The organism is Mycobacterium sp. SMC-13 (assembly GCF_045311035.1).
Classification (GTDB): domain Bacteria; phylum Actinomycetota; class Actinomycetes; order Mycobacteriales; family Mycobacteriaceae; genus Mycobacterium.
The window spans coordinates 531443-554388 of sequence record NZ_JBJIAI010000002.1; the positions used below are offsets into that span (position 1 = coordinate 531443).

General features: G+C 68.8%; 26 protein-coding genes. 14 read left to right on the plus strand and 12 right to left on the minus strand.

Features of this window, described 5'->3' with window-relative positions; all coding sequences use genetic code 11:
• Nucleotides 1–60: 60 nt before the first annotated feature.
• Genes ACJH6I_RS05765 through ACJH6I_RS05790 form a run of 6 tightly spaced genes read left to right on the plus strand, consistent with a single transcriptional unit; the run spans nt 61 to nt 5697 of the window.
• Complete coding sequence (locus ACJH6I_RS05765) at nt 61–1365, plus strand: FAD-dependent oxidoreductase (RefSeq protein ID WP_318986451.1); 1305 nt, start codon at nt 61–63, stop codon at nt 1363–1365.
• The gene (locus ACJH6I_RS05770) at nt 1362–2084 is read left to right on the plus strand and encodes a DUF1365 domain-containing protein (RefSeq protein ID WP_318986429.1); all 723 of its coding nucleotides are present in this window, start codon (nt 1362–1364) and stop codon (nt 2082–2084) included. The genes ACJH6I_RS05765 and ACJH6I_RS05770 overlap by 4 nt, the downstream gene beginning before the upstream one ends.
• Nucleotides 2081–3373, plus strand: coding sequence for a cyclopropane-fatty-acyl-phospholipid synthase family protein (locus ACJH6I_RS05775; RefSeq protein ID WP_318986428.1), 1293 nt, complete (start codon nt 2081–2083; stop codon nt 3371–3373). The genes ACJH6I_RS05770 and ACJH6I_RS05775 overlap by 4 nt, the downstream gene beginning before the upstream one ends.
• A complete protein-coding gene (gene sigK, locus ACJH6I_RS05780; protein WP_318986427.1) occupies nt 3370–4008 on the plus strand; it encodes an ECF RNA polymerase sigma factor SigK in 639 nt (212 codons plus the stop codon). The genes ACJH6I_RS05775 and sigK overlap by 4 nt, the downstream gene beginning before the upstream one ends.
• Nucleotides 4001–4747 (plus strand): anti-sigma factor, encoded by a 747-nt coding sequence (locus tag ACJH6I_RS05785; protein WP_318986426.1) that lies wholly within the window; start codon nt 4001–4003, stop codon nt 4745–4747. Before sigK ends, ACJH6I_RS05785 begins: the two co-directional genes overlap by 8 nt.
• Nucleotides 4747–5697, plus strand: coding sequence for an SDR family NAD(P)-dependent oxidoreductase (locus ACJH6I_RS05790; RefSeq protein WP_318986425.1), 951 nt, complete (start codon nt 4747–4749; stop codon nt 5695–5697). The genes ACJH6I_RS05785 and ACJH6I_RS05790 overlap by 1 nt, the downstream gene beginning before the upstream one ends.
• Before the next feature lie 15 nt (nt 5698–5712).
• Here ACJH6I_RS05790 and ACJH6I_RS05795 read toward each other — a convergent pair whose 3' ends face one another.
• The 5 genes from ACJH6I_RS05795 to ACJH6I_RS05815 all read right to left on the minus strand — a co-directional run bounded on the left by ACJH6I_RS05795 (nt 5713) and on the right by ACJH6I_RS05815 (nt 10658).
• Nucleotides 5713–6144, minus strand: coding sequence for an SRPBCC family protein (locus ACJH6I_RS05795; protein ID WP_318986424.1), 432 nt, complete (start codon nt 6142–6144; stop codon nt 5713–5715).
• Complete coding sequence (locus tag ACJH6I_RS05800) at nt 6141–7499, minus strand: TIGR01777 family oxidoreductase (RefSeq protein ID WP_318986423.1); 1359 nt, start codon at nt 7497–7499, stop codon at nt 6141–6143. The genes ACJH6I_RS05795 and ACJH6I_RS05800 overlap by 4 nt, the downstream gene beginning before the upstream one ends.
• A gap of 64 nt (nt 7500–7563) precedes the next feature.
• Nucleotides 7564–8322 (minus strand): DUF4333 domain-containing protein, encoded by a 759-nt coding sequence (locus ACJH6I_RS05805; protein ID WP_318986422.1) that lies wholly within the window; start codon nt 8320–8322, stop codon nt 7564–7566.
• 19 nt (nt 8323–8341) lie between these two features.
• A complete protein-coding gene (locus ACJH6I_RS05810; RefSeq protein WP_318986421.1) occupies nt 8342–9322 on the minus strand; it encodes an SDR family NAD(P)-dependent oxidoreductase in 981 nt (326 codons plus the stop codon).
• The gene (locus tag ACJH6I_RS05815) at nt 9315–10658 is read right to left on the minus strand and encodes a nucleotide sugar dehydrogenase (protein ID WP_318986420.1); all 1344 of its coding nucleotides are present in this window, start codon (nt 10656–10658) and stop codon (nt 9315–9317) included. Before ACJH6I_RS05815 ends, ACJH6I_RS05810 begins: the two co-directional genes overlap by 8 nt.
• 123 nt (nt 10659–10781) lie before the next feature.
• Here ACJH6I_RS05815 and ACJH6I_RS05820 point away from each other — a divergent pair, with 123 nt between their 5' ends.
• Together ACJH6I_RS05820 and ACJH6I_RS05825 are read left to right on the plus strand one after the other, a co-directional pair.
• The gene (locus ACJH6I_RS05820) at nt 10782–11672 is read left to right on the plus strand and encodes a sulfurtransferase (RefSeq protein ID WP_064858492.1); all 891 of its coding nucleotides are present in this window, start codon (nt 10782–10784) and stop codon (nt 11670–11672) included.
• Between the two features lie 2 nt (nt 11673–11674).
• Nucleotides 11675–12088: a SufE family protein gene (locus ACJH6I_RS05825; RefSeq protein ID WP_406783850.1), complete on the plus strand. Its 414-nt coding sequence runs from the start codon at nt 11675–11677 to the stop codon at nt 12086–12088.
• Nucleotides 12089–12103: 15 nt separating this feature from the next.
• Here ACJH6I_RS05825 and ACJH6I_RS05830 read toward each other — a convergent pair whose 3' ends face one another.
• A complete protein-coding gene (locus ACJH6I_RS05830) occupies nt 12104–12835 on the minus strand; it encodes an acyltransferase (RefSeq protein ID WP_318986418.1) in 732 nt (243 codons plus the stop codon).
• 180 nt (nt 12836–13015) lie between these two features.
• On the opposite strand from ACJH6I_RS05830, the gene ACJH6I_RS05835 reads away from it, so the two are divergent.
• Nucleotides 13016–14815 carry an acetyl/propionyl/methylcrotonyl-CoA carboxylase subunit alpha gene (locus ACJH6I_RS05835; RefSeq protein WP_318986417.1) on the plus strand — a complete coding sequence of 600 codons (1800 nt, stop codon included), beginning with the start codon at nt 13016–13018 and terminating at the stop codon, nt 14813–14815.
• 78 nt (nt 14816–14893) lie between these two features.
• Nucleotides 14894–15211: a hypothetical protein gene (locus ACJH6I_RS05840; RefSeq protein ID WP_318986416.1), complete on the plus strand. Its 318-nt coding sequence runs from the start codon at nt 14894–14896 to the stop codon at nt 15209–15211.
• A 10-nt stretch (nt 15212–15221) separates the two neighbouring features.
• On the opposite strand, the gene ACJH6I_RS05845 is transcribed toward ACJH6I_RS05840, so the two are convergent.
• The 4 genes from ACJH6I_RS05845 to ACJH6I_RS05860 form a co-directional block, all read right to left on the minus strand.
• Nucleotides 15222–15572 carry a hypothetical protein gene (locus ACJH6I_RS05845; protein WP_318986415.1) on the minus strand — a complete coding sequence of 117 codons (351 nt, stop codon included), beginning with the start codon at nt 15570–15572 and terminating at the stop codon, nt 15222–15224.
• Nucleotides 15573–15609: 37 nt separating this feature from the next.
• Complete coding sequence (locus ACJH6I_RS05850) at nt 15610–15921, minus strand: metalloregulator ArsR/SmtB family transcription factor (protein ID WP_318986450.1); 312 nt, start codon at nt 15919–15921, stop codon at nt 15610–15612.
• Between the two features lie 11 nt (nt 15922–15932).
• A complete protein-coding gene (locus ACJH6I_RS05855; protein WP_318986414.1) occupies nt 15933–16364 on the minus strand; it encodes an SRPBCC family protein in 432 nt (143 codons plus the stop codon).
• A gap of 65 nt (nt 16365–16429) precedes the next feature.
• Nucleotides 16430–16861 (minus strand): hypothetical protein, encoded by a 432-nt coding sequence (locus ACJH6I_RS05860; RefSeq protein ID WP_318986413.1) that lies wholly within the window; start codon nt 16859–16861, stop codon nt 16430–16432.
• 73 nt (nt 16862–16934) lie between these two features.
• On the opposite strand from ACJH6I_RS05860, the gene ACJH6I_RS05865 reads away from it, so the two are divergent.
• On the plus strand, nt 16935–17480 hold the full coding sequence (locus ACJH6I_RS05865) for a restriction endonuclease (protein ID WP_406783837.1): 546 nt from the start codon (nt 16935–16937) through the stop codon (nt 17478–17480).
• Here the strand turns inward: ACJH6I_RS05865 and lat are convergent.
• Complete coding sequence (gene lat / locus ACJH6I_RS05870) at nt 17466–18797, minus strand: L-lysine 6-transaminase (protein ID WP_318986412.1); 1332 nt, start codon at nt 18795–18797, stop codon at nt 17466–17468. The genes ACJH6I_RS05865 and lat overlap by 15 nt on opposite strands.
• Before the next feature lie 49 nt (nt 18798–18846).
• The gene (locus ACJH6I_RS05875; RefSeq protein ID WP_133426946.1) at nt 18847–19308 is read right to left on the minus strand and encodes an Lrp/AsnC family transcriptional regulator; all 462 of its coding nucleotides are present in this window, start codon (nt 19306–19308) and stop codon (nt 18847–18849) included.
• A 27-nt stretch (nt 19309–19335) separates the two neighbouring features.
• Between ACJH6I_RS05875 and ACJH6I_RS05880 the strand changes: the two genes are divergently transcribed.
• Genes ACJH6I_RS05880 through ACJH6I_RS05890 form a run of 3 tightly spaced genes read left to right on the plus strand, consistent with a single transcriptional unit; the run spans nt 19336 to nt 22886 of the window.
• On the plus strand, nt 19336–20535 hold the full coding sequence (locus ACJH6I_RS05880; protein WP_318986411.1) for a VOC family protein: 1200 nt from the start codon (nt 19336–19338) through the stop codon (nt 20533–20535).
• Nucleotides 20532–22082 carry an aldehyde dehydrogenase family protein gene (locus ACJH6I_RS05885; protein ID WP_318986410.1) on the plus strand — a complete coding sequence of 517 codons (1551 nt, stop codon included), beginning with the start codon at nt 20532–20534 and terminating at the stop codon, nt 22080–22082. The genes ACJH6I_RS05880 and ACJH6I_RS05885 overlap by 4 nt, the downstream gene beginning before the upstream one ends.
• 15 nt (nt 22083–22097) lie before the next feature.
• On the plus strand, nt 22098–22886 hold the full coding sequence (locus ACJH6I_RS05890; RefSeq protein WP_318986409.1) for an SDR family oxidoreductase: 789 nt from the start codon (nt 22098–22100) through the stop codon (nt 22884–22886).
• Nucleotides 22887–22946 lie beyond the last annotated feature (60 nt).

Here is a 22946-nt window from a genome sequence, read left to right on the forward strand (position 1 = left end):
GCACCGCATCCCGCACCGAACTCCTGGTGACAAACCAGGAAGGACGGCACGGTGCGGCGGATAGCAGTGGTCGGCAGCGGCATATCGGGGCTCACCGCGGCGTGGGTGCTCGCCCGCGACGCGGAAGTCACCCTCTTCGAGGCGCAACCGCGATGCGGTGGCCACGCCCACACCCATGAACTGGCGGCCCGTCGCGGCAGCACCGATGTCGTCGGCGTCGACTCCGGCTTCATCGTGCACAACGACCGCACCTATCCCACGCTGCTGCGGCTGTTCGCCGAACTCGGTGTCCGGACCCAGGAATCCGACATGTCGATGTCGGTCTGCTGCGAAGGGTGCGGCCTGGAGTACGCCGGCGCGAAGGGGCTGACAGGCCTGTTCGCCACGCCGGGCGCGGTGCTCTCACCGCGCTATCTGCGCCTGCTCGCCGAGGTGACGCGCTTCCACCGGCTCGCCCGCGCCGAACTGGCGCGCGACGTGGCAGACGGCCGAACCCTCGGCGAATTCCTCGGGGCCGCAGGGTTTTCCCGCTACTTCGTCGCGCATTTCATGGTCCCGCTGGTCGCTGCGGTCTGGTCGTGCCCGCCGGACGTCGCGCTCGACTACCCCGTCGGCTACCTGCTGGCGTTCCTCGACCACCACGGGATGCTGACGGTGTTCGGGTCACCGACGTGGCGGACGGTGACCGGGGGCTCGGCACGGTACGTCGAGGCGATCACCACGCGCCTGCCGTCGGTACGCGCCGGCGTACCCGTCCGCACCGTCACCCGGACCACCGACGGGGTGCTGGTGCGTGACGACGCGGACCGGGTCGAACCGTTCGACGCGGCGGTCATCGCGACGCATCCGAATCAGGCCCTCTCGATCCTGGACCGGCCGTCGGCCGACGAGGTCGACATCCTCGGCGCCCTGCGGTACTCGATCAATCACACTGTGCTGCACACCGATACGTCGCTGCTGCCGCGTCGCCGGGGCGCCCGTGCATCGTGGAACTACCGGATGCCGTCGTGCACCGTCCAAGCCGGCGACGTCCTGGTCAGTTACGACCTCAACCGGCTACAGCGACTCGACGCGAGCACCGACCGGCGGTTCGTGGTGACGCTGGGCGGCGGCGGTCGGGTCGACCCGGGCCAGGTCATCGCGACCATGCTCTACGACCATCCGCAGTACTCCCCCGAGTTCCGCGCCGCGCAACAGCGGCTGCACACGCTCGGCGATCACCGGTTGGCGTTCGCCGGCGCGTATCACGGCTGGGGCTTTCACGAAGACGGTGCGGTGTCCGGCGTCGCCGCGGCGGAACGTCTCGGTGGCAGCTGGAGCGGTCCCGTGCCGCCCCTGCTGCGCCCGGCGGGGAACGTGGCATGAGCCCACCACAGATCGTGCGAACCAGCATCCACCACAGGCGGACCGTTCCGGTGCCGCACGCGTTCACCTACCGCAGCTACAGCTGGCTGGTCGACCTCGACGCCGTGCCCGAGTTTCCCCGCCTGCTGCGGCCGCTGGCCGGCTTCCACGCCGCCGACCATGCCGGCGATCCGCGGCGCACGCTGCGCGAGAACATCGACGCCTATCTCGGCGAACACGGCATCGACCTCGGTGGCGGTGCCATCCGAATGCTGGCCAATGCCAGGGTCTTCGGCTTCGTGTTCAACCCCTTGACCGTCTACTGGTGCCATGACGCCGCCGGCGCACTGGTCTGTGCCATCGCCGAGGTGCACAACACCTACGGCGGACGCCACCGCTACCTGCTGCACACCGATCATCGCGGCACGGTGGTCGTGCCGAAGGTGTTCTACGTCTCGCCGTTCAACCCGGTCAGTGGCCGATACGTGCTGCGCATCCCGGAACCGGCGCGGGGCCGGCTCAACGTGGCGGTCACCCTGCTCGACGCGTCCGGCGGGGTGGTCATGACCGCCACCTGGACCGGATCCGTCCACCCCGCCCGTCCCGCAACCGTTTTGACCACCGCACTGGCAGCGCCGCTGGCGCCGCTGCTGGTTCTCGCACGCATCCGCTGGCAGGGCGTGCGCCTCTGGGCGCGCGGCCTGCAACTGCACCCCCGCCCCCAGGAGGCCGCCCTATGACGAATCAACTCCATGACGGTGCCGCCGCGTACGATCCGTTCCTGCCGGCCAGGTGGACCGAAATCGCGCAGGTGCCAAGCAGTCTGCGTACCCGGCTGGGTACGCCCGTCACGCGGGCCTTGTTCCGGGCCGCGGTACGGGACCTGCCGGTGCGGGTGGAGTATCCGGACGGCACCGTCCAGGGCGCGGCCGGCGCCGATGATCCGGCCGCACCGCGAATGTTGTTGCACCGCCCCGACGATTTCTTCGGCCGCGTCGCGAACAGTGGCCTGATCGGCTTCGGGGAGGCGTACATGGTCGGTGACTGGTCCGCGCCCGAGCTCACCGCCGTGCTGACCGCGCTGGCATCGCGCATCGACACGATCGTGCCGGCGGCCTTCCAGGGACTGCGTTCCGTGCTCCTGCCGCGCACACCACGCAACCACCATGGGGCGCAAGCGGATACGCGTGCGAACATCGCCCATCACTACGACCTGTCGAACGAGTTCTTCAGCATGTTCCTCGATCCGACGCTGACCTATTCGTGCGCGCTGTTCGACACGCTCGATCCGCCGCCGTCATGGCGCGACCTGGCGGCCGCGCAGCACCGCAAGATCGACCGGCTGCTGGATGCCACCGGCGTCGGCGCCGGCACGCGGCTGCTCGAAATCGGCACCGGCTGGGGCGAATTGGCCATCCGTGCCGCGCAGCGCGGCGCGCACGTCCACACCGTCACCCTGTCGCGCGAGCAGCAGCTGCTGGCGCGCGAGCGCATCGCCGCCGCCGGGCTGGCCGACCGCATCACCGTCGAGCTGTGCGACTACCGCGACATCACCGGGAAGTACGACGCGATCATCTCCGTCGAGATGATCGAGGCCGTCGGGTATCGCTACCTGCCGGCCTATCTACGCACGCTGGAGCGCCTCCTCGATGTCGACGGCCGGGTCGGACTGCAGCTGATCACCATGCCGCACAAGCGCATGCTGGCGTCCCGCGACACCTACACCTGGGTGCACAAGTACATCTTCCCGGGCGGATTCCTGCCGTCGGTCAAGCTCGTCGAGAAGTCGATCAGCGCGCACACCGCACTGCGTATCACCGACCGGCATTCGTTCGGACCGCATTACGCCCACACCCTGCGACTGTGGCTGCAACGCTTCACCGCGAACAGCGCCGGCGCCGATGCCCTGGGATTCGACCGCATCTTCCGGCGGATGTGGCGCTTCTACCTCGCTTACTCCGAGGCGGGCTTCGCCTCGGGCTACCTGGACCTGCACCAACTGGTCCTGCGTCCGAAGGCTCGATCGTGAGCACGCCGCCCGGACCCGACGGGTTGCGCCAGATCGCCCCGGTTCCCGCGCCGCCGTGCGACGATTCCCGCATGGAGGGCGAGCCGGACCGCGCAGCTCTGCTCACCGCGATCGCCGACGGCGACAGGGCGGCGTTCGCCGAGTTCTACGATCTGACCTCGCCACGGGTGTTCGGCCTCGCCTATCGCGTCGTGCGGGACCGGACCCTGGCCGAGGACGTCGTGCAGGAGGTGTTCCTCCAGGTGTGGTCCTCGGCGGCACGGCAATACGACCCGGCGCTGGCCAGTCCGATCGGCTGGCTCATGACATTGACCCACCGCCGCAGTATCGACCGGGTCCGCTCCGAACAGTCCGCGGCCGACCGCAACCACGCGTACGGCGCCTCGAACCTCGGCCGCGAGCACGACACCGTCGCCGACGAGGTGGGACAGCGACTCGACGAGCAGGAGGTCACCGACTGCCTCGACGGGCTGACCGCCGTCCAGCGCGAAGCCATCGGCCTGGCGTACTACAGCGGCCACACCTATCGGGAGGTCGCCGAGCACCTCGCCGTCACCCTCCCCACCATCAAGGCCCGTATCCGGGACGGCCTGATCCGCCTGAAGAACTGCTTGGGGGTGGGCACCGATGCCTGACAGCTACACCGACGACGAACAGCAACTGCTCGATCTGGCGTACGTATACGCACTCGATGCGGTGTCCGAGGCCGAACGCTCGGACATCGCCGGCCGCCTCGGCGTCGCCGCGCCGCACACCGCGCAGGCGTTCGCCCGGATCGTCGGCGACACCCAGGAGACCATGGCACTGCTCACCGCGGGAGACATCCTGACGCCGCCCGCCGAACTGCGCGCGCGCATCCTGCAGGCCATCGGCATCCAGTCGGCCGAGCGCACTTCGGATGAGTTGGCGCTCAGGCGAACCCGGCGACGCCGAATGATCGTCCGGCTCGCGGCGGCCGCCGCGGTGATCTGCGCGATCGTCATCGGCACGACGGTCGTCGCCGACCGCTTCACCGAGCACCCGGGACAGCCGACGGTGTCGCAGGTGCTGGCCAACCCGGACATCCGCACGTATTCCGCGCCGGTCGCCGGGGGCACAATCACGCTCAGTGCGTCGCAGCAGGCGAATGCCGTGGTGGTGGCCATGGCGAATGTGCCTGCGCCACCGGCGGGCCACGTCTACCAGATGTGGTTCATCCCGGCGTCGGGTGCGCCGCGGTCCGCCGGCACCATGAGCGCGGACACCATGCCACCGCCCGGCGGCGAGGTGATACCGGCACTGGACGCGGCCGCCAAGGTGGCCGTGACGGTCGAGCCGGGCTCCGGGTCCAGCCAGCCGACGAGCAATCCGGTCGTCGTCGTCTCCCTGACCTGATGACCATGGTCGGCGCCTTCTTCGACGATCTGCTGGACCGCACCGTCGTGCTCGGCTACTCCCGCGTGGGTCTGGCTGTGCGGCAACAGTTCTGGCAGACGCCCGCGCTGCCGGCCGAGGCACTCGCCGGCCGCACCGTGCTGGTCACCGGGGCGAATTCCGGTATCGGCAAGGCCATCGCCACCGAACTCGCGGCGCTCGGGGCGACAGTGCTGATGACGGTGCGCGACCGGGCCCGCGGCGAGGCCGCCCGGCGCGACGTACTCGCCGTCGTACCGGGAGCCGAGGTGGCGGTGGAGGTGTGCGACGTATCGCACCTGGCCGCCGTCCGGTCGTTCGCCGCGGACCTGCTCTCCCGGCGGCCACGGCTGGACGCCGTGATCCACAACGCCGGGGTGATGCCCGAGGAGCGGACGGAAAGCGCGGAAGGACACGAGCTTTCGCTGGCAACCCACGTCCTGGGCCCGGTGTTGCTGACGGAGCTTCTGCTGCCGGCGCTCACCGCGGCGCCCGACCCGCGGGTGGTCCTGATGTCCTCGGGCGGCATGTACACCCAGTCGCTTCCCGTCGACGACATCGAGTACCGGCGCGGGCATTACCGCGGCGCCACGGCGTACGCGCGCAGTAAACGCGTCCAGGTCGCGTTGACGCCGCTGCTGGCGCGGCGCTGGCCCGAATTGATGGTGGCCGCCATGCATCCCGGTTGGGCCGATACCCCGGGCGTCGCGCAGTCACTGCCCGGGTTCCGCCGCCTGACGCGCCCGATCCTGCGGACGTCCGAGCAGGCCGCCGACACCGCGGTCTGGTTGACCGCCACCGAACCCGCCCCGGTCTCCGGACAGTTCTGGCACGACCGCCGCATCCGTCCCACGCACTACTTGCCCACCCGAGACGACGACGCCCGGGTGCGGCAGGTGTGGCAGTACTGCGCCGCTGCCATCGGTTTGTGAGGGCTTGTCGCGCAATCAGATTCGGGCGAGTTCGCGGCGGAGCCCGCGCGCCCCGTCGTCGAGGAGGTGCGCCACCGCGAGTTGCAGCACCGGCTCGAGCCACCGCAGCCACCCCTGGAACGCGAACCTGATCCGGTAGGTGACCTGGGTACCGTCGACGTGCGGCACCACCGTGATGGTGTCGCGCGCGATCAGGTACTGATTGACGCCGCGCAGTTCGATCGACTGCCCCGGCGTCAGGCTGGTGACTTCGTACGTGATCTCCGACGTGCGACCGGCGAAGCGCGACGTGTTCGCGTAGCGGGTACCCACGCCGCCGTCGCCGGCGATGCGTTCGGTGTGCACGGTGCCGGGGTCCCACTGCGTCGTGGTGGTGAAGTCCGCCAGATACGCGAAGACGGCGTCCGCAGGCGCGGCCACCACCAACTGACGTTGCGCGTCGATCATCGGGCCGCCTTTCCCAGCTGGTGCCGCAGGCACTGTTCGAGATCCGGGCGCCGGAAGCGGTGCCCGGCGTCGATGAGCCGGCCGGGTACGACGCGTTGACTGGCCATGGCCAGCTCGCGCGCCCCCTGCCGGCCGAGCATCAGCGCCGGTCCAAGGGCGGGCACGGGCAGCACGGCCGGACGGTGCAGCACCCCGGCCAGGGTCCGCGTGTAGTCCGCGTTGCGGACCGGTTGCGGGGCAACGGCATTCACCGGACCGGACAGCCCGGCGTCGACGAGGGCGCGGTGGTACACATCGATCAGGTCGTCGATGTCGATCCACGACAGCCACTGCCGCCCGTTGCCGAGCGGTCCGCCGAGACCGGCGGCGAACAGCGGCCGCATCAGTTGCAGCGTGCCGCCGCGCGGCGTCTGCACGATCCCGGTGCGCACGTTGACGACGCGCAGTCCGGCCGCGGTTGCCGGCGCCGTCGCCGCTTCCCAGTCGGCGACGACGTCGGCCAGGAACCCCTCGCCCGGTTGTGCCGCTTCGTCGAGGCGCTCGTCGGCTCGGTCGTCCCCGTACCAGCCGACGGCCGACGCGCTGACGAAGACCGACGGCCCGTCCGTCGCTGCTGCGGCGCACTCGGCCAGCCGGCGGGTCGGCTCGATCCGGCTGCCGCGCACCGCTTTCTTGTGCGCGTCGGTGAACCGGCCGGCAATCGATGCGCCCGCCAGGTGCACCACGGCGTCGATGCCGTCGAGCAGGTCGTCGGCGGGTGATTCGGGATCCCAGCGACGCTCGGTGTCGTCGCGCGGTTCGCGGCGCACCAGCCTGATGACGCGGTAACCGCCGGTCGACAGGAAGGCGGTCAGGGCGCTGCCGATCAGGCCTGATGCCCCGGTCACCGCCACCGAGCCGGGACGCTCGCCGTGCTCGCGCGCCCACCGGTGGGCGGCCAGGTCGTCGCTCAGCTGGCGATGGCGGTAGCGGAACGTCGGCTCGAGGAGGTGCCCGGGGACCGGCGCATCGACACGGTCGGTGACCCGGGTGCGCCCGTCGCCGACGGCGTCGAAGCAGTGTTCGTGCCGCCAGTGCCCGATCAACTGTGTTGGCAGCGAACGCAATCCGTCGCGGCTCAACTCATCGACGAACCGTGCGGGCGGCGCATAGTCGGCGGGATTGTGCTGTGCGCTCCAGCGCAACCCGCCGGGCAGGCCGAGCACGGCGCGCCCGTCGGCCAGCGACGCCGCTTCGGCAACCACGCTCATGGGCTGCCACGGCGGCAGCATCCGGTGGATTGCCCCCGGCCGCGCGTGCCAGGCGAACACGTCGTCGCGTGGCGCGTCGACCACGCTGCTGTACTCGATTCCCATCAAACCTCCGAGTTGATTCGGTCTCAGTGGGATTCGGCGCCAACCGGCCGGCGGATGGGTCTGGTCAGTTGGCCGGCTTGTAGCTGAACGACACCTTGCCGTCGGCGACGTCGGTGACCGTCAGGGTGTAGGCCCGGTTCTGGCCGCCGACGACCGCGGTGCAGCGCTGCGTCGCCCCGACCTTGCTGTCCACATCGCCGGCGCACGTGACGGTGTTCGGGCTCTGGCCCAGTTGCGAGGCGAGGGAGCTCTCGGCCACGGACTTCTCCAGCACGGGCGTCAGGCCGTAATTCATTGCGAGCCCGGACACTTCGCTCACCAGGGCGGTGCGCCGGCTGGTGAACCCGTCGTCGGTGATGTCGCACAGCGCCACCGCGCCCTGCTTGCCCTCCAGTCCCGACAGGCACGTCACCGAGTCCGGGGCCGCCTTGCGGGTGCGGGTCACCATGTCCGCCACGGCCGCCTCCAACTGCGTCTTGGAGACCGCCGGGGTCATCGAATAGCTGACCTTGCCGCCCTCGACCCCGGACACCGTGATGGTCGGCTGGATGCCGTAGGCCGGTGACATCGTGACGTCGCACCGCGTGCTCTGCCCGACCTTCGCGATGAGGCCGCGCTCGCAGATCACCGCCTGCGGCGGCTGGCTCGTGAAGGCGTCGTGGATCGCGCGCTCCAGCGACGCCTTGTCCACCATCGGCAACTGCGCCGACGGCTTGGCCTGAACGGCTTCGGGTTCGGGGCGCGTGAGGCTGTAGACCAGCGCCGCGAGCCCCGTCAGCAGCAGCCCAGCGATGACGACAAGTGCCAGGATGCGCGCCCTCATACCCGCTATTGTGCCCGGGCTACATCAGGTCGTTTGCGGGCACGTCATTTCGGTGCTCGCGGTACCACGCCACGGTGCGCGCCAGACCGTCGTCGAGGGCCACCTGCGGCGACCAGCCCAGCGCCCGCATCTTCGAGATGTCGGGGCACCGGCGCGGCGTGCCGCCGGCCTGCAACTCGCCGGGCTTGATCTCGAGCTCGACGCCGACGGCCCGGCCGATGCGCTCCGCCAGCTCCCGGACGCTGAGTTCCTCGTCGCTGCCGATGTGGTAGACCTCGCGGTGACCGCCCTTTTCGTACATCGTCAAGATGCCCTGGACGATGTCGTCGACGTAGCAGAACGAACGCGTCTCACTGCCGTCACCCTGGATCGGGAAGGTCGGGTCACCAGCCTCCTGGCAGCCCAGCGCCCGCAGGATGAACTGGGGCTCGACGTGCTTCCACCCCATGTTGGGCCCGAACACGTTGTGCGGCCGGAAGACCTGCACCTGCCGGTAGTGGTCCTGCCCGTAGTTGAAGGCGATCAGCTCGCTGACGATCTTGCCGCCGCCGTACGAGTACCGGGGGTTGAGGCTGTCCGGCAGCATCAGCGGGATGGTCTCGGGCGTCGGGATGATCGCCGGCGTCTGGTAGACCTCGGCGGTCGAGGCGACGATGAGGTCCGGCACCCCCGCCGCGCGGCCGGCGTTGGTCACGGCGAGCGCGCCGCGCAGGCCGACGTCGAGCACCAGTTCCGGTTGTTTGTAGAAGTTCTCGGTGCCGTTGATGGCGGCGAGGTGCATGACCACCTCGGCGCCGGCGAACGCCTTCTCGAGGGCGTCCTGATCGCGGACGTCACACGTGAAAAGCTCGACGTCCGAAGCGACTTCGGCGAATCGGCTGGCATCGCCGCGGACCATGGAGTCCACGACGGCGACCTGCCAGCCGTCCCGCACCAGCCGCTTGACCAGGTAGGCGCCGATGAATCCGCCACCACCGGTGACAACGACCTTCTCAGACACGCTCGACGACCTTTCCGCTGCGGCCGACGGCGAAGTAGCTGTCGCCCAGCTCGGTGGGCGGCAGGTGGCTGTAGTGGTTCCAGTAGTCGAAGACGAAGCCGTCGGGGCTGATGAACTCGCTGATGGTGCGCGGCGAGATGGTGCCCAGCGACGGGTGGTTGTTGCCGAGGACGACGACGTCCGCGCCACTCACCGCGTCGCCGAACCGGTTGTACACCTTGTGGCCCGGGAAGGCTTCGGCCAGAACGTCATTCGGCGTCACCGGGTCGTACACGCCGATCTCGGCATCCGGGTGCGCGGCCTTCAGCTCATTGAACACCTTGATCGACATCGACCCACGCAGGTCGCTGGTCTCGGGCTGGCCCTTGAACGCCATGCCCAGCAGGTTGATCTTCAGCGGCCCTTCGGCGCCCAGCTTCCGGCGGGCGATCTCGCTGCTGATGAAGCGCACCGTCTCGGCGGGCTGGCGCTCGTTGACCAGGCGGCCGGCGGCGGTGATGTCCAGCGTGACGCCGCGTTCGCGGACGCTCTCCATCAGGATGTGCGGGTCCTTCTCCAGGCACGGCCCGCCCACCAGACCCGGCAACGGGATATTGGTGCGGTTGTATCCGAGTTTGCCCGCCGAGATCACCTCATAGGCGCTGACACCGAATGCGTCGCAAATGCGGGCGACTTCGTTGGCAAACGCGAACTGAACATCGCGGAAGGTGTTGCTCACCAATTTGATGATCTCGGCGGTCTCGATATCGGAGACCAGCACGATCGAGCTGGTGAGTTTCCGGAATACCGCGGCGGCCCGGTCGGCGACCGCCGGGTCGTCGGCACCGACGATCTGCGGCAGCTCGCGCAATTCCTGCAGCGCCTTGCCTTCCAGGGTGCGCTCGGGGCACATCGCGATGTCGAAGCTCTTGCCGCTGGCGGCCAGCATCGGCGCGACCACGTCGCGGGTGGTGCCGACCTTGACCGTCGACCGCAGGATCACGAGCGCGCCGTCCTGCATGTTTCCGGCGATGTCACGGGCCGCGGCCTCGATCATGTCGACGCGCGCGACACCGTCCGCCGACAGCGGGGTGCCGACGGTGATGATGTACGTATCGCACGAGAAGCTGTCGTCAAATGCGGTGACGGCCTTCAGTTTCCCGAATCGGGTGACGCCCTCGAGGGCGTCGGGCAGGCCGGTCTCGGTGAAATGCGGCAAACCCTGATTGGTCATATCGACCAATTCCTGACGGGTCTCGATTCCGATGACGGAGTTGCCGGCCTCGGCCAGCACGGTGGCCAGCGTCAGGCCCACATATCCCAGGCCGATGATTCCGACGTCGTATTTCTCTGGCAAATCCTCAATCCCTCCGGTCAGCCCTGTGGGAGACGGCTGATGTCATACCGCAGCGGTTGTCGCGCAAACAAGTTTCGACCTTACGGGTCGGCGGCGCATTTCGGGCCTAGGTACGCTCACAGTGTGCCGCTGCCCGCAGACCCACATCCCGCTTTCGCCACCTATGCGCATCCCGATCGCCTGGTGACCGCCGACTGGCTGTCAGGCAACATCGGCCGCCCCGGTTTGGCCATCGTCGAATCCGACGAAGACGTCCTGCTGTACGACACCGGCCACATCCCCGGCGCCGTCAAGATCGACTGGCATACCGACCTCAATGACCCGCATGTCCGCGATTACATCGACGGCGCACAGTTCGCCGCGCTGATGGATCGCAAGGGCATCAGCCGCGACGACACCGTGGTGATCTACGGCGACAAGAGCAACTGGTGGGCGGCCTACGCGCTGTGGGTGTTCACGCTCTTCGGGCACCCGGACGTCCGCCTCCTCGACGGGGGCCGCGACCTGTGGATCACCAACGGCCGCGACACCACCCTGGACGTCCCGAGCAAGCAGACCACCGGGTACCCGGTGGTCGAGCGCAACGACGCCCCGATCCGCGCTTTCAAGGACGACGTCCTCGCGATCCTCGGCAAAGAGCCGCTCATCGACGTTCGCTCGCCGCAGGAGTACACCGGCGAGCGCACTCACATGCCCGACTACCCGGAGGAGGGTGCGCTGCGCGGCGGCCACATCCCCACCGCGCGGTCCATCCCGTGGGCAAAGGCCGTCGACGACAGCGGCCGGTTCCGTAGCCGCGCCGAGCTCGACGAGCTGTACGGCTTCATCTCCCCCGACGACAAGGCCGTCGCCTACTGCCGCATCGGTGAGCGCTCCAGCCACACCTGGTTCGTGCTGACGCACCTGATCGGCCTGCCCGCCGTCCGCAACTACGACGGTTCCTGGACCGAGTGGGGCAACGCCGTGCGGGTGCCCGTTGCTGTCGGTGAGGAACCGGGGGACGCGCCTTCGTGACCATGCCCGCGGCTCTGGCCGAGGTCGTGTCGGAGTTCTCCGAGATGCAGGGGCAGGACAAGCTGGCGCTGCTGCTGGAGTTCGCCAACGAGTTGCCGGCACTCCCGCCGTCGCTCGAGGAAGCCGCCATGGAGCCGGTGCCGGAGTGCCAGTCGCCGTTGTTCCTGCACGTCGACGCCGACGACCCCGAGCATGTGCGGCTGTACTTCAGCGCACCGGCCGAGGCCCCGACGACGCGTGGTTTCGCGGCCATCCTCGCGGCGGGCCTGGATGGTCTGCCGGCGGCCGACATCCTGGCGGTGCCCGACGATTTCTACGCCGACCTCGGGCTGGCCAAGCTGATCAGCCCGCTGCGCCTGCGCGGCATGTCGGCGATGCTGACGCGCATCAAGCGCCGCCTGCGCGAAGCGGCATAGCCCGCCGGGTACGGCTCAGAAGAACGGCAGCTTGAACTTGCCGCTGTAGTGCAGCGCGTCCGGGTTGCGCTGGCCGATGATCTTGCCGGGCACGCCGCCGACGATGCCGAACGGCGGCACCTCTTTGTTGACGACGGTGTGTGCGGCCACCACAGCGCCGCGGCCGAGCAGGCACGGCAGGATCATGGCGCGCGTCGCGATCCACACGTGGTCGTCGATCACGATGGGGTCCGGGGGGTTGGGTGCCGGCACGAAGTTCGGGTGATTGATGTCGTGACCGCCGGCGATGATGTGCGTGTCGCTGGCGATGACGACGTCGTTGCCGATCGCGATGCCCGCGCGCGCGTCCAGCAGGCAGCGGAAGCCGATGGACACCCGGTCGCCGATCACCAGGTACGGAATGGACCAGACGCTGGTGCCGCGGTTGATCGCGGTGCCCTTGCCGATCTTCGCCCCGAACAGCCGGAGGTAGCCCAGCCGGATGAAGTGGAACGGGATGTGGGTGACGATCGAGCTGTAGAACAGCGCGGCGTAGGTGTCCCGGATTCGGTGCCACAGCGTCTCGCCCGGCAGCTCGTGCTTGAGGATGTTGCCGTCCTCGTCGGTCACCCACTGCATCTTCGGTGGGATGCGGACGTTCGGGTTGACCGCCCGCTTGCGCGCGATCAATTCGGGGTCTGAGGCCTGCGGCTCGACGAACAACGGTGTCCCCTTACTCGTGGCTCCCCGGCGGGTCCGGTGCGGCACCAGTATCACCCAAGCAGATGTTCGGTGAGAAAGCGCGGGTCAAGTGGGTCGATTGGGCAATCTCTAAGAAAACGTCCCGGCGCCCGCGTATCCCGAAGTGGGGATCCGCCGGTTAGGCCTTACACTGCACGCGATACATTCTTAAAGACATTTCTTAGAGAACCGCCGTCAGGAGGCACTGTGGCCAACCACGCCAGTTCCAAGATCTCCAAGGTGCTAGTCGCCAACCGTGGAGAGATTGCCGTCCGGGTCATCCGGGCTGCCAAGGACGCCGGACTGGCCAGCGTCGCCGTTTACGCCGAGCCGGACGCCGACGCGCCGCACGTGCGGCTGGCCGACGAGGCCTTCGCCCTGGGTGGCCAGACCTCGGCCGAGTCCTACCTCGTCTTCGACAAGATCCTCGACGCCGCCGCCAAGTCCGGCGCCAACGCCATCCACCCGGGCTACGGCTTCCTGTCCGAGAACGCCGACTTCGCCCAGGCCGTCCTCGACGCCGGGCTGATCTGGATCGGGCCGAGCCCGCAGTCCATCCGCGACCTCGGTGACAAGGTCACCGCGCGCCACATCGCCGCCAAGGCCAACGCGCCGCTGGTGCCGGGTACCCCGGACCCGGTCAAGGACGCCGACGAAATCCTGGCCTTCGCCAAGGAGCACGGCCTGCCGATCGCCATCAAGGCCGCCTTCGGTGGTGGCGGCCGCGGCATGAAGGTCGCCCGCACCCTCGAGGAGATCCCCGAGCTGTTCGACTCGGCCACCCGTGAGGCCGTCGCCGCCTTCGGCCGTGGTGAGTGCTTCGTCGAGCGCTACCTGGACAAGCCGCGCCACGTCGAGGCCCAGGTCATCGCCGACACCCACGGCAACGTCGTCGTCGCCGGTACCCGCGACTGCTCGCTGCAGCGCCGCTTCCAGAAGCTCGTCGAGGAGGCCCCCGCGCCGTTCCTGTCCGACGCGCAGCGCAAGGAAATCCACGAGTCGGCCAAGCGCATCTGCAAGGAAGCCGGCTACTACGGTGCGGGCACCGTCGAGTACCTGGTCGGCCAGGACGGCCTGATCTCGTTCCTCGAGGTCAACACCCGTCTGCAGGTGGAACACCCGGTCACCGAGGAGACCTCGGGCATCGACCTGGTGCTGCAGCAGTTCAAGATCGCCAACGGCGAGGCCCTGGACATCACCGAGGACCCGGCCCCGCGCGGCCACTCGTTCGAGTTCCGCATCAACGGCGAGGACGCCGGTCGCGGCTTCCTGCCGGCCCCCGGCCCGGTCACCAAGTTCGAGGCGCCGACCGGCCCCGGCGTCCGCATGGACTCGGGCGTGGAGTCCGGCTCGGTCATCGGCGGTCAGTTCGACTCGATGCTGGCCAAGCTGATCGTCACCGGCGCCACCCGCGAAGAGGCCCTGGCCCGCTCGCGTCGTGCGCTGGCGGAGTTCAACGTCGAGGGTCTGGCCACGGTCATCCCGTTCCACCGCGCCGTGGTCTCCGACCCGGCCTTCATCGGTGACGGCGACAAGTTCGACGTGCACACCCGCTGGATCGAGACCGAGTGGAACAACACGGTCGAGCCGTTCACCGGTGGCGAGGCGCTGGACGACGAAGACGCCGCGCCGCGTCAGAAGGTCGTCGTCGAGGTCGGTGGCCGTCGCGTCGAGGTGTCGCTGCCCGGCGATCTGGCCATCGGTGGTGGCGGTGGTGGCGCGGCCACCGGCGTCATCAAGAAGAAGCCGAAGCCGCGTAAGCGTGGCGCCGCCGGCGGCAAGGCCGCCTCGGGCGACTCGGTCACCGCGCCGATGCAGGGCACCGTCGTGAAGGTCGCCGTCGAGGAGGGCCAGCAGGTCTCCGCGGGTGATCTGATCGTGGTGCTGGAGGCCATGAAGATGGAGAACCCGGTGACCGCGCACAAGGACGGCACCGTGACCGGCCTGTCGGTCGAGGCCGGCGCCGCCATCACGCAGGGCACCGTCATCGCCGAGCTGAAGGACTAGTTTCCAGTCCGCTGGTTTTACGACTCAGGGCTGCGATCCACCGCGGATCGCAGCCCTGAGTTGCATTTGAGGAGCGTCATGGAACCCATCGAAATCAACGCCGGAGCCTGGTACCTGCGCGCCCTGCGTGCCGACGACCGCATGGATGACCGGCCGTCACTCGCGGACTTGGGTGAGCACTCCCCCGATCACGTCGAAACCCGTACGGCGCAATGGGAATCCGACACGCTGTACTCGTGGGCGGTCTGCGAGCCGACGACCGGCGAGCTGCTGGCCGAGATCACCTTGGACCCCGCCACGCGGGAGATTTCCGTACGCACCCGCGAGGGGTTCGACGACGCCGCCGCGACGGGCGTCGAATCCGTGCGCCGCTTCGCGGCCGCGATGCTGGGCTGACACGTCACGGTCAGAACAGCAGCACCGGCAGGCTCATCGTCAACACGATGGCCATCAGCAGCAACAGGAACCACCCGGCGCCCTGCCAGGCCCACCAGACCTTGTCGCCGCGCCACGCCCGGTAGGTGCGCACGAAGGCCCACACCCCGCTGCCGAACAGGAACAGCGGGCCTGCCAGCGCCAGGACGGTGCGGTACGGCATGCTGCACGCGGCGGTGTCGTAACCGTGGCAGTGCCGGACCCAGACGGCCGCCAGCACCATGAATCCGACGCCGACGCTCCCCATCACCAGACCGAATCGCGCGGCCTGATGCACGCTGGGATCGTCGTCGCGGAAGCGATCGGTTGTCGGGCTGAGCATCACTATCACCGCCAACCCCAGTATGCGCCTGGTGGCCTCAGGGCGCCAGTGGGCCCTCGGCGATCCGCTTGATCGCGGCAAGACGCCGATCCCATTGCCTGCCAAGGGTTTCCAGCTCACTGCCCAGGGCGCTGAGCTTGGCGCCCAGCGCCCGGTAGCGAATCTCCCGCCCCACTTTGACGGGCTCGACCAGCCCCGCATCGGCCAGCACCGACAGGTGCTTGGCGATGGCCTGCCGACTCACGGGCAACCGGCCGGCCAGCGCGCTCGCCGACAGGTCGTCGGCGCCCAGCTCGGTCAGGATGCGCCACCGGGTCTCGTCGGCGAGCACCGCCAGCACCGCCGGCATGTGGGTGTCGGTCACACCGCCGCCTGCAGGTACGCCACCAGGTCGTCGAGTTCGGCGGTCCAGCCGCCGCTGTTCTCGGAGTGCGCGGTCTGCGGATCGGCCAGGTTCTCGAAACCCGTCTCGCGCAGATCGAGCCGGGTGCCGCCGTCGATCTCGGTGAGGTCGAAGCGGACGACCGTGGAGTTTTCCGGGGTCGGGTCGGCGTCGGCTTCGCGGTGCGCCCACCGATAGACCAGCGTGTGCGGCGCCTCGGCACTCTCGACGACGACCCGGAACTTGCCGTGGGCGTTCCAGCCGAAGAACCCGGTGCCGCCGGGGATCGGCTCGAGTTCGGCTGCGTCACCGAACCATTGCGCGATGAGCTCGGCTTTCGTCAGAGCATCCCAGACCCGCTGGATCGGCGCGTTGATGTCGATGCTGCGGGTGATGTCCAGCGTGTCCATGATTCCCCTTCGAGCGACGTGATGTGCAACTCCAGAGTTGCACACGCCAGCCCGTACTGCAACCCTCAGATTGCACTTGCGGTCGCGCGCCGCTCTCGCACCAGCATCAGGCCGATGGTGCCGAACACCAGGTTGGCCGCGATCTCCAGAATCGCGGTCACCCACGAGAACGCCGTCACGCGCGCCCACGGCGGCGCATTGATGAAGCTGTCGCTGAAGAATCCCCACTTCGGAAGCAGATGTGCCGCAGCGAATCCCACCGCGCCGGCATAGCCGATACCGACCGCCGCGAGCGGTGCCCACCGGTTCCGCTTGAACACCAACGTGATCGTGACCGCCGCGAGAATCAGCTGCAGCGTGCCGCCCACCATCACCGCCGGTGGGACGACGTTCATCCCCCGCCGCATGTGATCAGCGCCGTGCAGCAGCAGCGCGACAGCCAAAAAGCCTGCGGCCCAATCGAAGTTACGTTGCCAATTCCTGGATTCACCAGTCATTCGGATCACCTCTACTACGCACGGTAGTAAACAGGTGCCGTTCTGTAAAGACCTGTCAGGGGTTGGCCCTACGATGCCTGGCGTGCGGATGAAACTCTTGGGCGCGGCCGGGCTGTTCTCGGGCGGCGCGGCGTATCTGCACGGCTGGACCTGGGAACCGGCGCTGGGCGTGGCCGTCGGCGTGCCGCTGCTCCTCGCCGCCGTTCCGCACGTCATCACCGGGATGCGCACCCCGAGCCGCCACGAAGATCCCGTGCACGACATGTCCGGCACCGAATTCGAGGACTACGTCGCCCGGATCGCCCGGTCCTGCGGCGTCCCCGTCATCATGACCGAGCTGTCGGGAGACTGGGGCGTCGACCTCATCGTCGGGACGCGGCCCAATCGCCTTGCCATCCAATGCAAGCGGCTGTCCCGGCCCGTCGGCCCCGGCGCCGTCCAGGAGGTCGTCGCCGGCGCACCCATGCAGGACTGCGCGCACACCATGGTGGTCACCAACAACGACTTCACCCCGGCCGCACGGAAATTGGCCGAGTTGCACGACTGCACTCTCGTCAGCGGCAGCGAGCTGACCCGGCTGCGCGGACTGATCCGGCAGCAGGTCCTAGAGCGCCGCTAGCACGTCCCGCACCGCCTGAACCGCTTCATCGATCTCGGTCCGCGACACCGTCAGCGCCGGCCGGAACCGCACGGAGTCGGTGCCGCTGGCCAGCAGGATGACATGGTGCTGCCACAGCCGCCTGATCACCTCGTCGCGCTGCGCAGCCGACGGCATGCTGAACGCACACATCAACCCACGCCCGCGCGGATTGAGTACCAGCGCCGGGAATTCGCTTGCCAGGCAGCGCAATTGCCCCACCAGGTACCAGCCCATGCGCACGGCGTTGTCGATCAGCCCATCGGCCTCGATGACCTCGAGGATGCGGCGGGCCCGCACCATGTCGGTCAGGTTGCCGCCCCAGGTGGAGTTGATCCGTGAACTGACGCGGAAGACGTTGTCGGGGACGTCATCGACGCGACCACCGGCCATCACACCACACACCTGGGCCTTCTTCCCGAACGCCACGACGTCGGGTGTGACGCCCAATTGCTGGTAGGCCCAAGGGGTTCCGGTCATCCCGACGCCCGTCTGCACCTCGTCGAAGATCAGCAGCGCGTCGTACTCGACGCACAACTCCCGCATCGCCGCGAAGAACTCGGGACGCATGTGCCGGTCGCCACCCTCACCCTGGATCGGCTCGGCGATGAAGCAGGCGATGTCGTGCGGGTACGCCTCGAAGGCCGCCCTGGCCTGGCGCAGCGATTCACGTTCCAGCGCAACGATATCCGCGTCCGGCGTCACCACCGGGGCATCGATACGCGGCCAGTCGAACTTCGGGAACCGGGCGACCTTGTTGGGGTCGGTGTTGGTCAGCGACATGGTGTAGCCACTGCGGCCATGGAACGCGCCGCGCAGATGTAGTACCCGGGTGCCCAGCGCCGGGTCGATGCCGCGCGACTCGTTGAGGCGGCTCTTCCAGTCGAACGCCACCTTCAGCGCGTTCTCCACGGCCAGCGCCCCACCGTCGACGAAGAACAGGTGCGGCAGCGCCGGGTCGCCGAGCACCCGCGCGAACGTCTGCACGAAGCGCGCCATCGGCACGCTGTACACGTCGGAGTTGCTCGGCTTGTTCACCGCCGCCTGCGCCAGTTCGGCGCGGAAGGCCGCATCGGTGAGCGCCGGATGGTTCATCCCCAGCGCCGACGACGCGAAGAACGTGAACATGTCGAGGTACCGGGTGCCGTCACGGGCGTCGACGAGATACGAGCCACCCGACCGGTCCAGATCGAGCACGAGATCCAGGCCGTCGGTCAGGATGCTGCGCCCCAGCACGTCGCGCACGTCGCGGGCGCTGCTCGCCGACAGCCCGTCACCAGAAGTCAGAACAGCGGTCATGGCGCCATTCTAACGCAATATTTACAGCTTGCCCGCCATCTGACAGGAACTATTCCGGTAGTGACACCTGATCATCGTAAAAAGTCTGTAAGATGATGGTGCTTCGCGTGCGAACGTTGGCGACCGTGCGGATCCGCTGCAGCAGGCCCTCCAGCGCCCGCGCCGAGGCGACCCGCACCAGCAGGACGTAACTCTCCTCGCCGGCCACCGAATGGCAGGACTCGATTTCGGGGAAGGGTTGCAGCCGCGCCGGGGCATCATCAGGTTGGGAAGGATCGAGTGGGGTGATCGCAACGAACGCCGACAGCATGTGGCCGACGGCCTCGGGGTTGATCCGCGCCGTGTATCCGGTGATCACTCCGCGGGATTCGAGCCTGCGCACGCGCGACTGCACCGCCGACACCGACAGTCCCGCCGCCGTCGCGAGGTGTGCCAGCGTCGCGCGGCCGTCGGCCATCAGCTCCCGCACCAGGATTCGGTCGACATCGTCTAGCTGCTCGGCTTCGGCCATGGCCGGAGACTACCCGCAGGTCGTGCCATGACGGTCCAGACCTGGGAGCTGCGCGCCGCGTTCGCCGCCGCGCTGTCGCGGATGTACGGTACCGAGGTTCCGGCGTACACCACGCTGGTCGAGGTCAGCACGGCCGTGAACCGGGACTGCGCCACCGACGGCCGGCTCGGTTCCCTCGACCGCGTGACCGCCGAACGCCACGGCGCGATAAGAGTCGGCAGCCCCGCCGAAGTCGCTGACGTCGCAGCCCTTTTCGCAGCCTTCGGCATGTACCCCGTCGGCTTCTACGACCTGCGCGAGGCCGCCTCACCGGTGCCCGTGGTCTCCACCGCGTTCCGTCCCATCGACGCAGAAGAGCTGGACCGCAACCCGTTTCGGGTGTTCACCTCGATGCTGGCCACCGAGGATGCCCGCTTCTTCTCCCCCGATCTGCGCGCCCGGGTGCAGCGGTTCCTCGGGCAACGCCGGCTGTTCGACCCAGCGCTGATCGCCCAGGCCCGCCGGATCGCCGCCGACGGCTGCCCGGACCATGATGCCGACGATTTCGTCCGCCGCTGCACCGCCGCTTTCGCGTTGTCCCGCACGCCGATCGACAAGGCCTGGTACGACGAACTCAGTGAGGTCTCGGCCGTCGCCGCGGACATCGCCGGTGTGGCCACGACCCACATCAACCATCTGACGCCGCGCGTGCTCGACATCGACGAGCTGTACCGGCGGATGACGGACCGCGGCATCACCATGATCGACGCGATCCAAGGTCCGCCCCACACAGCCGGACCGCAGGTCCTGTTGCGGCAGACCTCGTTTCGGGCCCTGGCCGAGCCACGCACGTTCCGCAACCCCGACGGCACGGTGTTCGACGGGAGTCTGCGAGTGCGCTTCGGTGAGGTCGAAGCCCGCGGAGTGGCGCTGACCCGCGCCGGCCGGGAGCGCTACGACGCCGCGATGGCCGACCAGGAAAACTGGGACCGGTACTTTCCCGCCACCGACGCCGAGATGGCGACACAGGGCCTGGCCTACTACCGCGGCGGCGACCCCACGAAACCCGTTGTCTACGAGGACTTCCTGCCGGCCTCCGCGGCCGGCATCTTCCGGTCGAACCTGGACCGGGATGCGCAGCCGGCAGCCGCCGACGACCACTCCGACTACAGCCTCGACTGGATGGCCGGTGCCATCGGCCATCACATCCATGACCCGTACGACCTCTACGAGAAAGCGGCATCATGACTCCCCTTCGACCGCAAGTGCAGAATCTCCTCCCGACTGCCGATCAACTCCGCGACCGCGTGCGTACCGCGCTGCAGGCCGTCGGTGCCCACGTCACACTGGGTGAGCCCGGCGACCACGGCTTGCACGCCAGCACGCCCATCACCGGCGAAGTGCTCTTCACCATTCCGGAGAGCACCTCCGCCGATACGGATGCGGCGATCGCCGAAGCGGCGCAGGCCTTTTCCACGTGGCGCACCACCCCGGCACCGGTGCGCGGCGCGCTCGTGGCCCGGCTGGGTGAGCTGCTCGTCGAGCACAAGGCCGATCTGGGCACGCTGGTGACCATCGAGGCCGGCAAGATCACCTCCGAGGCCCTCGGCGAAGTGCAGGAGATGATCGATGTCTGCCAGTTCGCGGTCGGTCTCTCGCGCCAGCTGTACGGGCGCACCATCGCCTCGGAGCGGCCCGGCCACCGGCTCATGGAGAACTGGCATCCGCTGGGGATCGTCGGCGTCATCACCGCGTTCAATTTCCCCGTCGCCGTGTGGGCCTGGAACGCCGCCATCGCGCTGGTGTGCGGCGACACCGTGGTGTGGAAGCCCTCCGAGCTCACCCCGCTGACCGCCGTCGCCTGCCAGGCGCTGCTCGAGCGCGCCGCGGCCGACGTCGGTGCACCCGCGCATGTCGGCCGGTTGGTGCTGGGCGGCCGCGACATCGGCGAACAGCTGGTGGACGACCCCCGCGTCGCGCTGCTGAGTGCGACGGGATCAGTGCGGATGGGTCAGGAGATCGGCCCGCGGGTGGCCCAGCGGTTCGGCAAGGTGCTGCTGGAACTCGGCGGCAACAACGCGACCATCGTCACGCCGTCGGCCGATCTCGATCTCGCGGTGCGCGGCATCGTGTTCGCCGCCGCCGGCACCGCAGGCCAGCGGTGCACCACGCTGCGCCGCGTCATCGCGCACCACAGCGTGGTGGACACGCTGGTGCAGCGCATCGTCACCGCGTATCAGAGCCTGCCCGTCGGTGACCCGTCTGCCGAGGGAACGCTGATCGGGCCACTGATCCACGAGCGGTCGTACCGCGACATGGTGGGCGCGCTGGAACAGGCGCAGGCCGAAGGCGGCGAGGTGACCGGCGGCGAACGCGTCCAGCTGCACCCCAGCTCTTACTACGTCACGCCGGCGGTGGTCCGGATGCCCGGGCAGACGGCCATCGTGCACCAGGAGACGTTCGCGCCGATCCTGTACGTGCTGACGTACGACACCCTCGACGAGGCCATCGCTCTCAACAATGCTGTTCCCCAAGGCCTTTCGTCGGCCATCTTCACCACCGACATCCGGGAGGCCGAACGCTTCATGGCCGCCGACGGGTCGGACTGCGGCATCGCCAACGTCAACATCGGCACCTCCGGCGCGGAGATCGGCGGCGCGTTCGGTGGCGAGAAGCAGACCGGCGGCGGCCGCGAATCCGGTTCCGATTCCTGGAAGGCCTACATGCGCCGGGCCACCAACACCGTCAACTACTCCTCGGAACTGCCGCTGGCTCAAGGCGTGCAGTTCGGCTGAGGTAGACATGAGCCCGTGAAGATCGAAGGTGCGGTGGCCGTCGTCACCGGAGCGGGCTCGGGCATCGGCAGGTCCATCGCGACGGCGCTGGCGGCCGCGGGCGCATCGGTCGTGGCCGGCGACATCAATGCCGAAGCCGCCGCCGAGACGGCCGCGGGCTACGGCGGCGTCGGCATCGGCGCGGACGCGTCGTCGGTCGACGGCATCGCGACACTGCTCGACGCCGCCCGCGCGGCGTACGGGCCCGTCGACATCTACGTCGCCAACGCCGGCATCACCGGCGAACCCGGACTGGGCGACGACGAAGCCGCCTGGGACCGCATCATCGACATCAACCTGCGCGGGCACATCCGCGCGGCGAAAGCCCTTGTGCCGGAATGGGTCGAGCGCGGCGGCGGGCATTTCGTCGCTGTCGCCTCCGCCGCCGGCCTGCTCACCCAGCTCGGTGCGGCCGGGTACAGCGTCACCAAGCACGCCGCCGTCGGGTTCGCGGAGTGGCTGACCATCACGTACGGCGACCAGGGCATCGGCGTCAGCTGCGTCTGCCCGATGGGTGTCGACACGCCCCTGCTGCGCGGCATGACGGACTCCCCCGATTCCGCGATCCGGGTGGCCGGCAACGCCGTGACCCACGCGGGTAACGTCGTCGGGCCCGATCACGTCGCCGGCCTGGTGGTCAAGGCCATCGAGGACGGCACGTTCCTGGTCCTCCCGCACCCCGAGGTGCTGGAGATGTACCGCCACAAGGGCGCCGACTACGACCGCTGGATCGCCGGCATGCGGCGCTACCAGCGGACCCTCTGACCTGCGATTTGTGCACGATTTTCCGCGCTGACCGCGGATTTTCGTGCACAAATCCCTCAG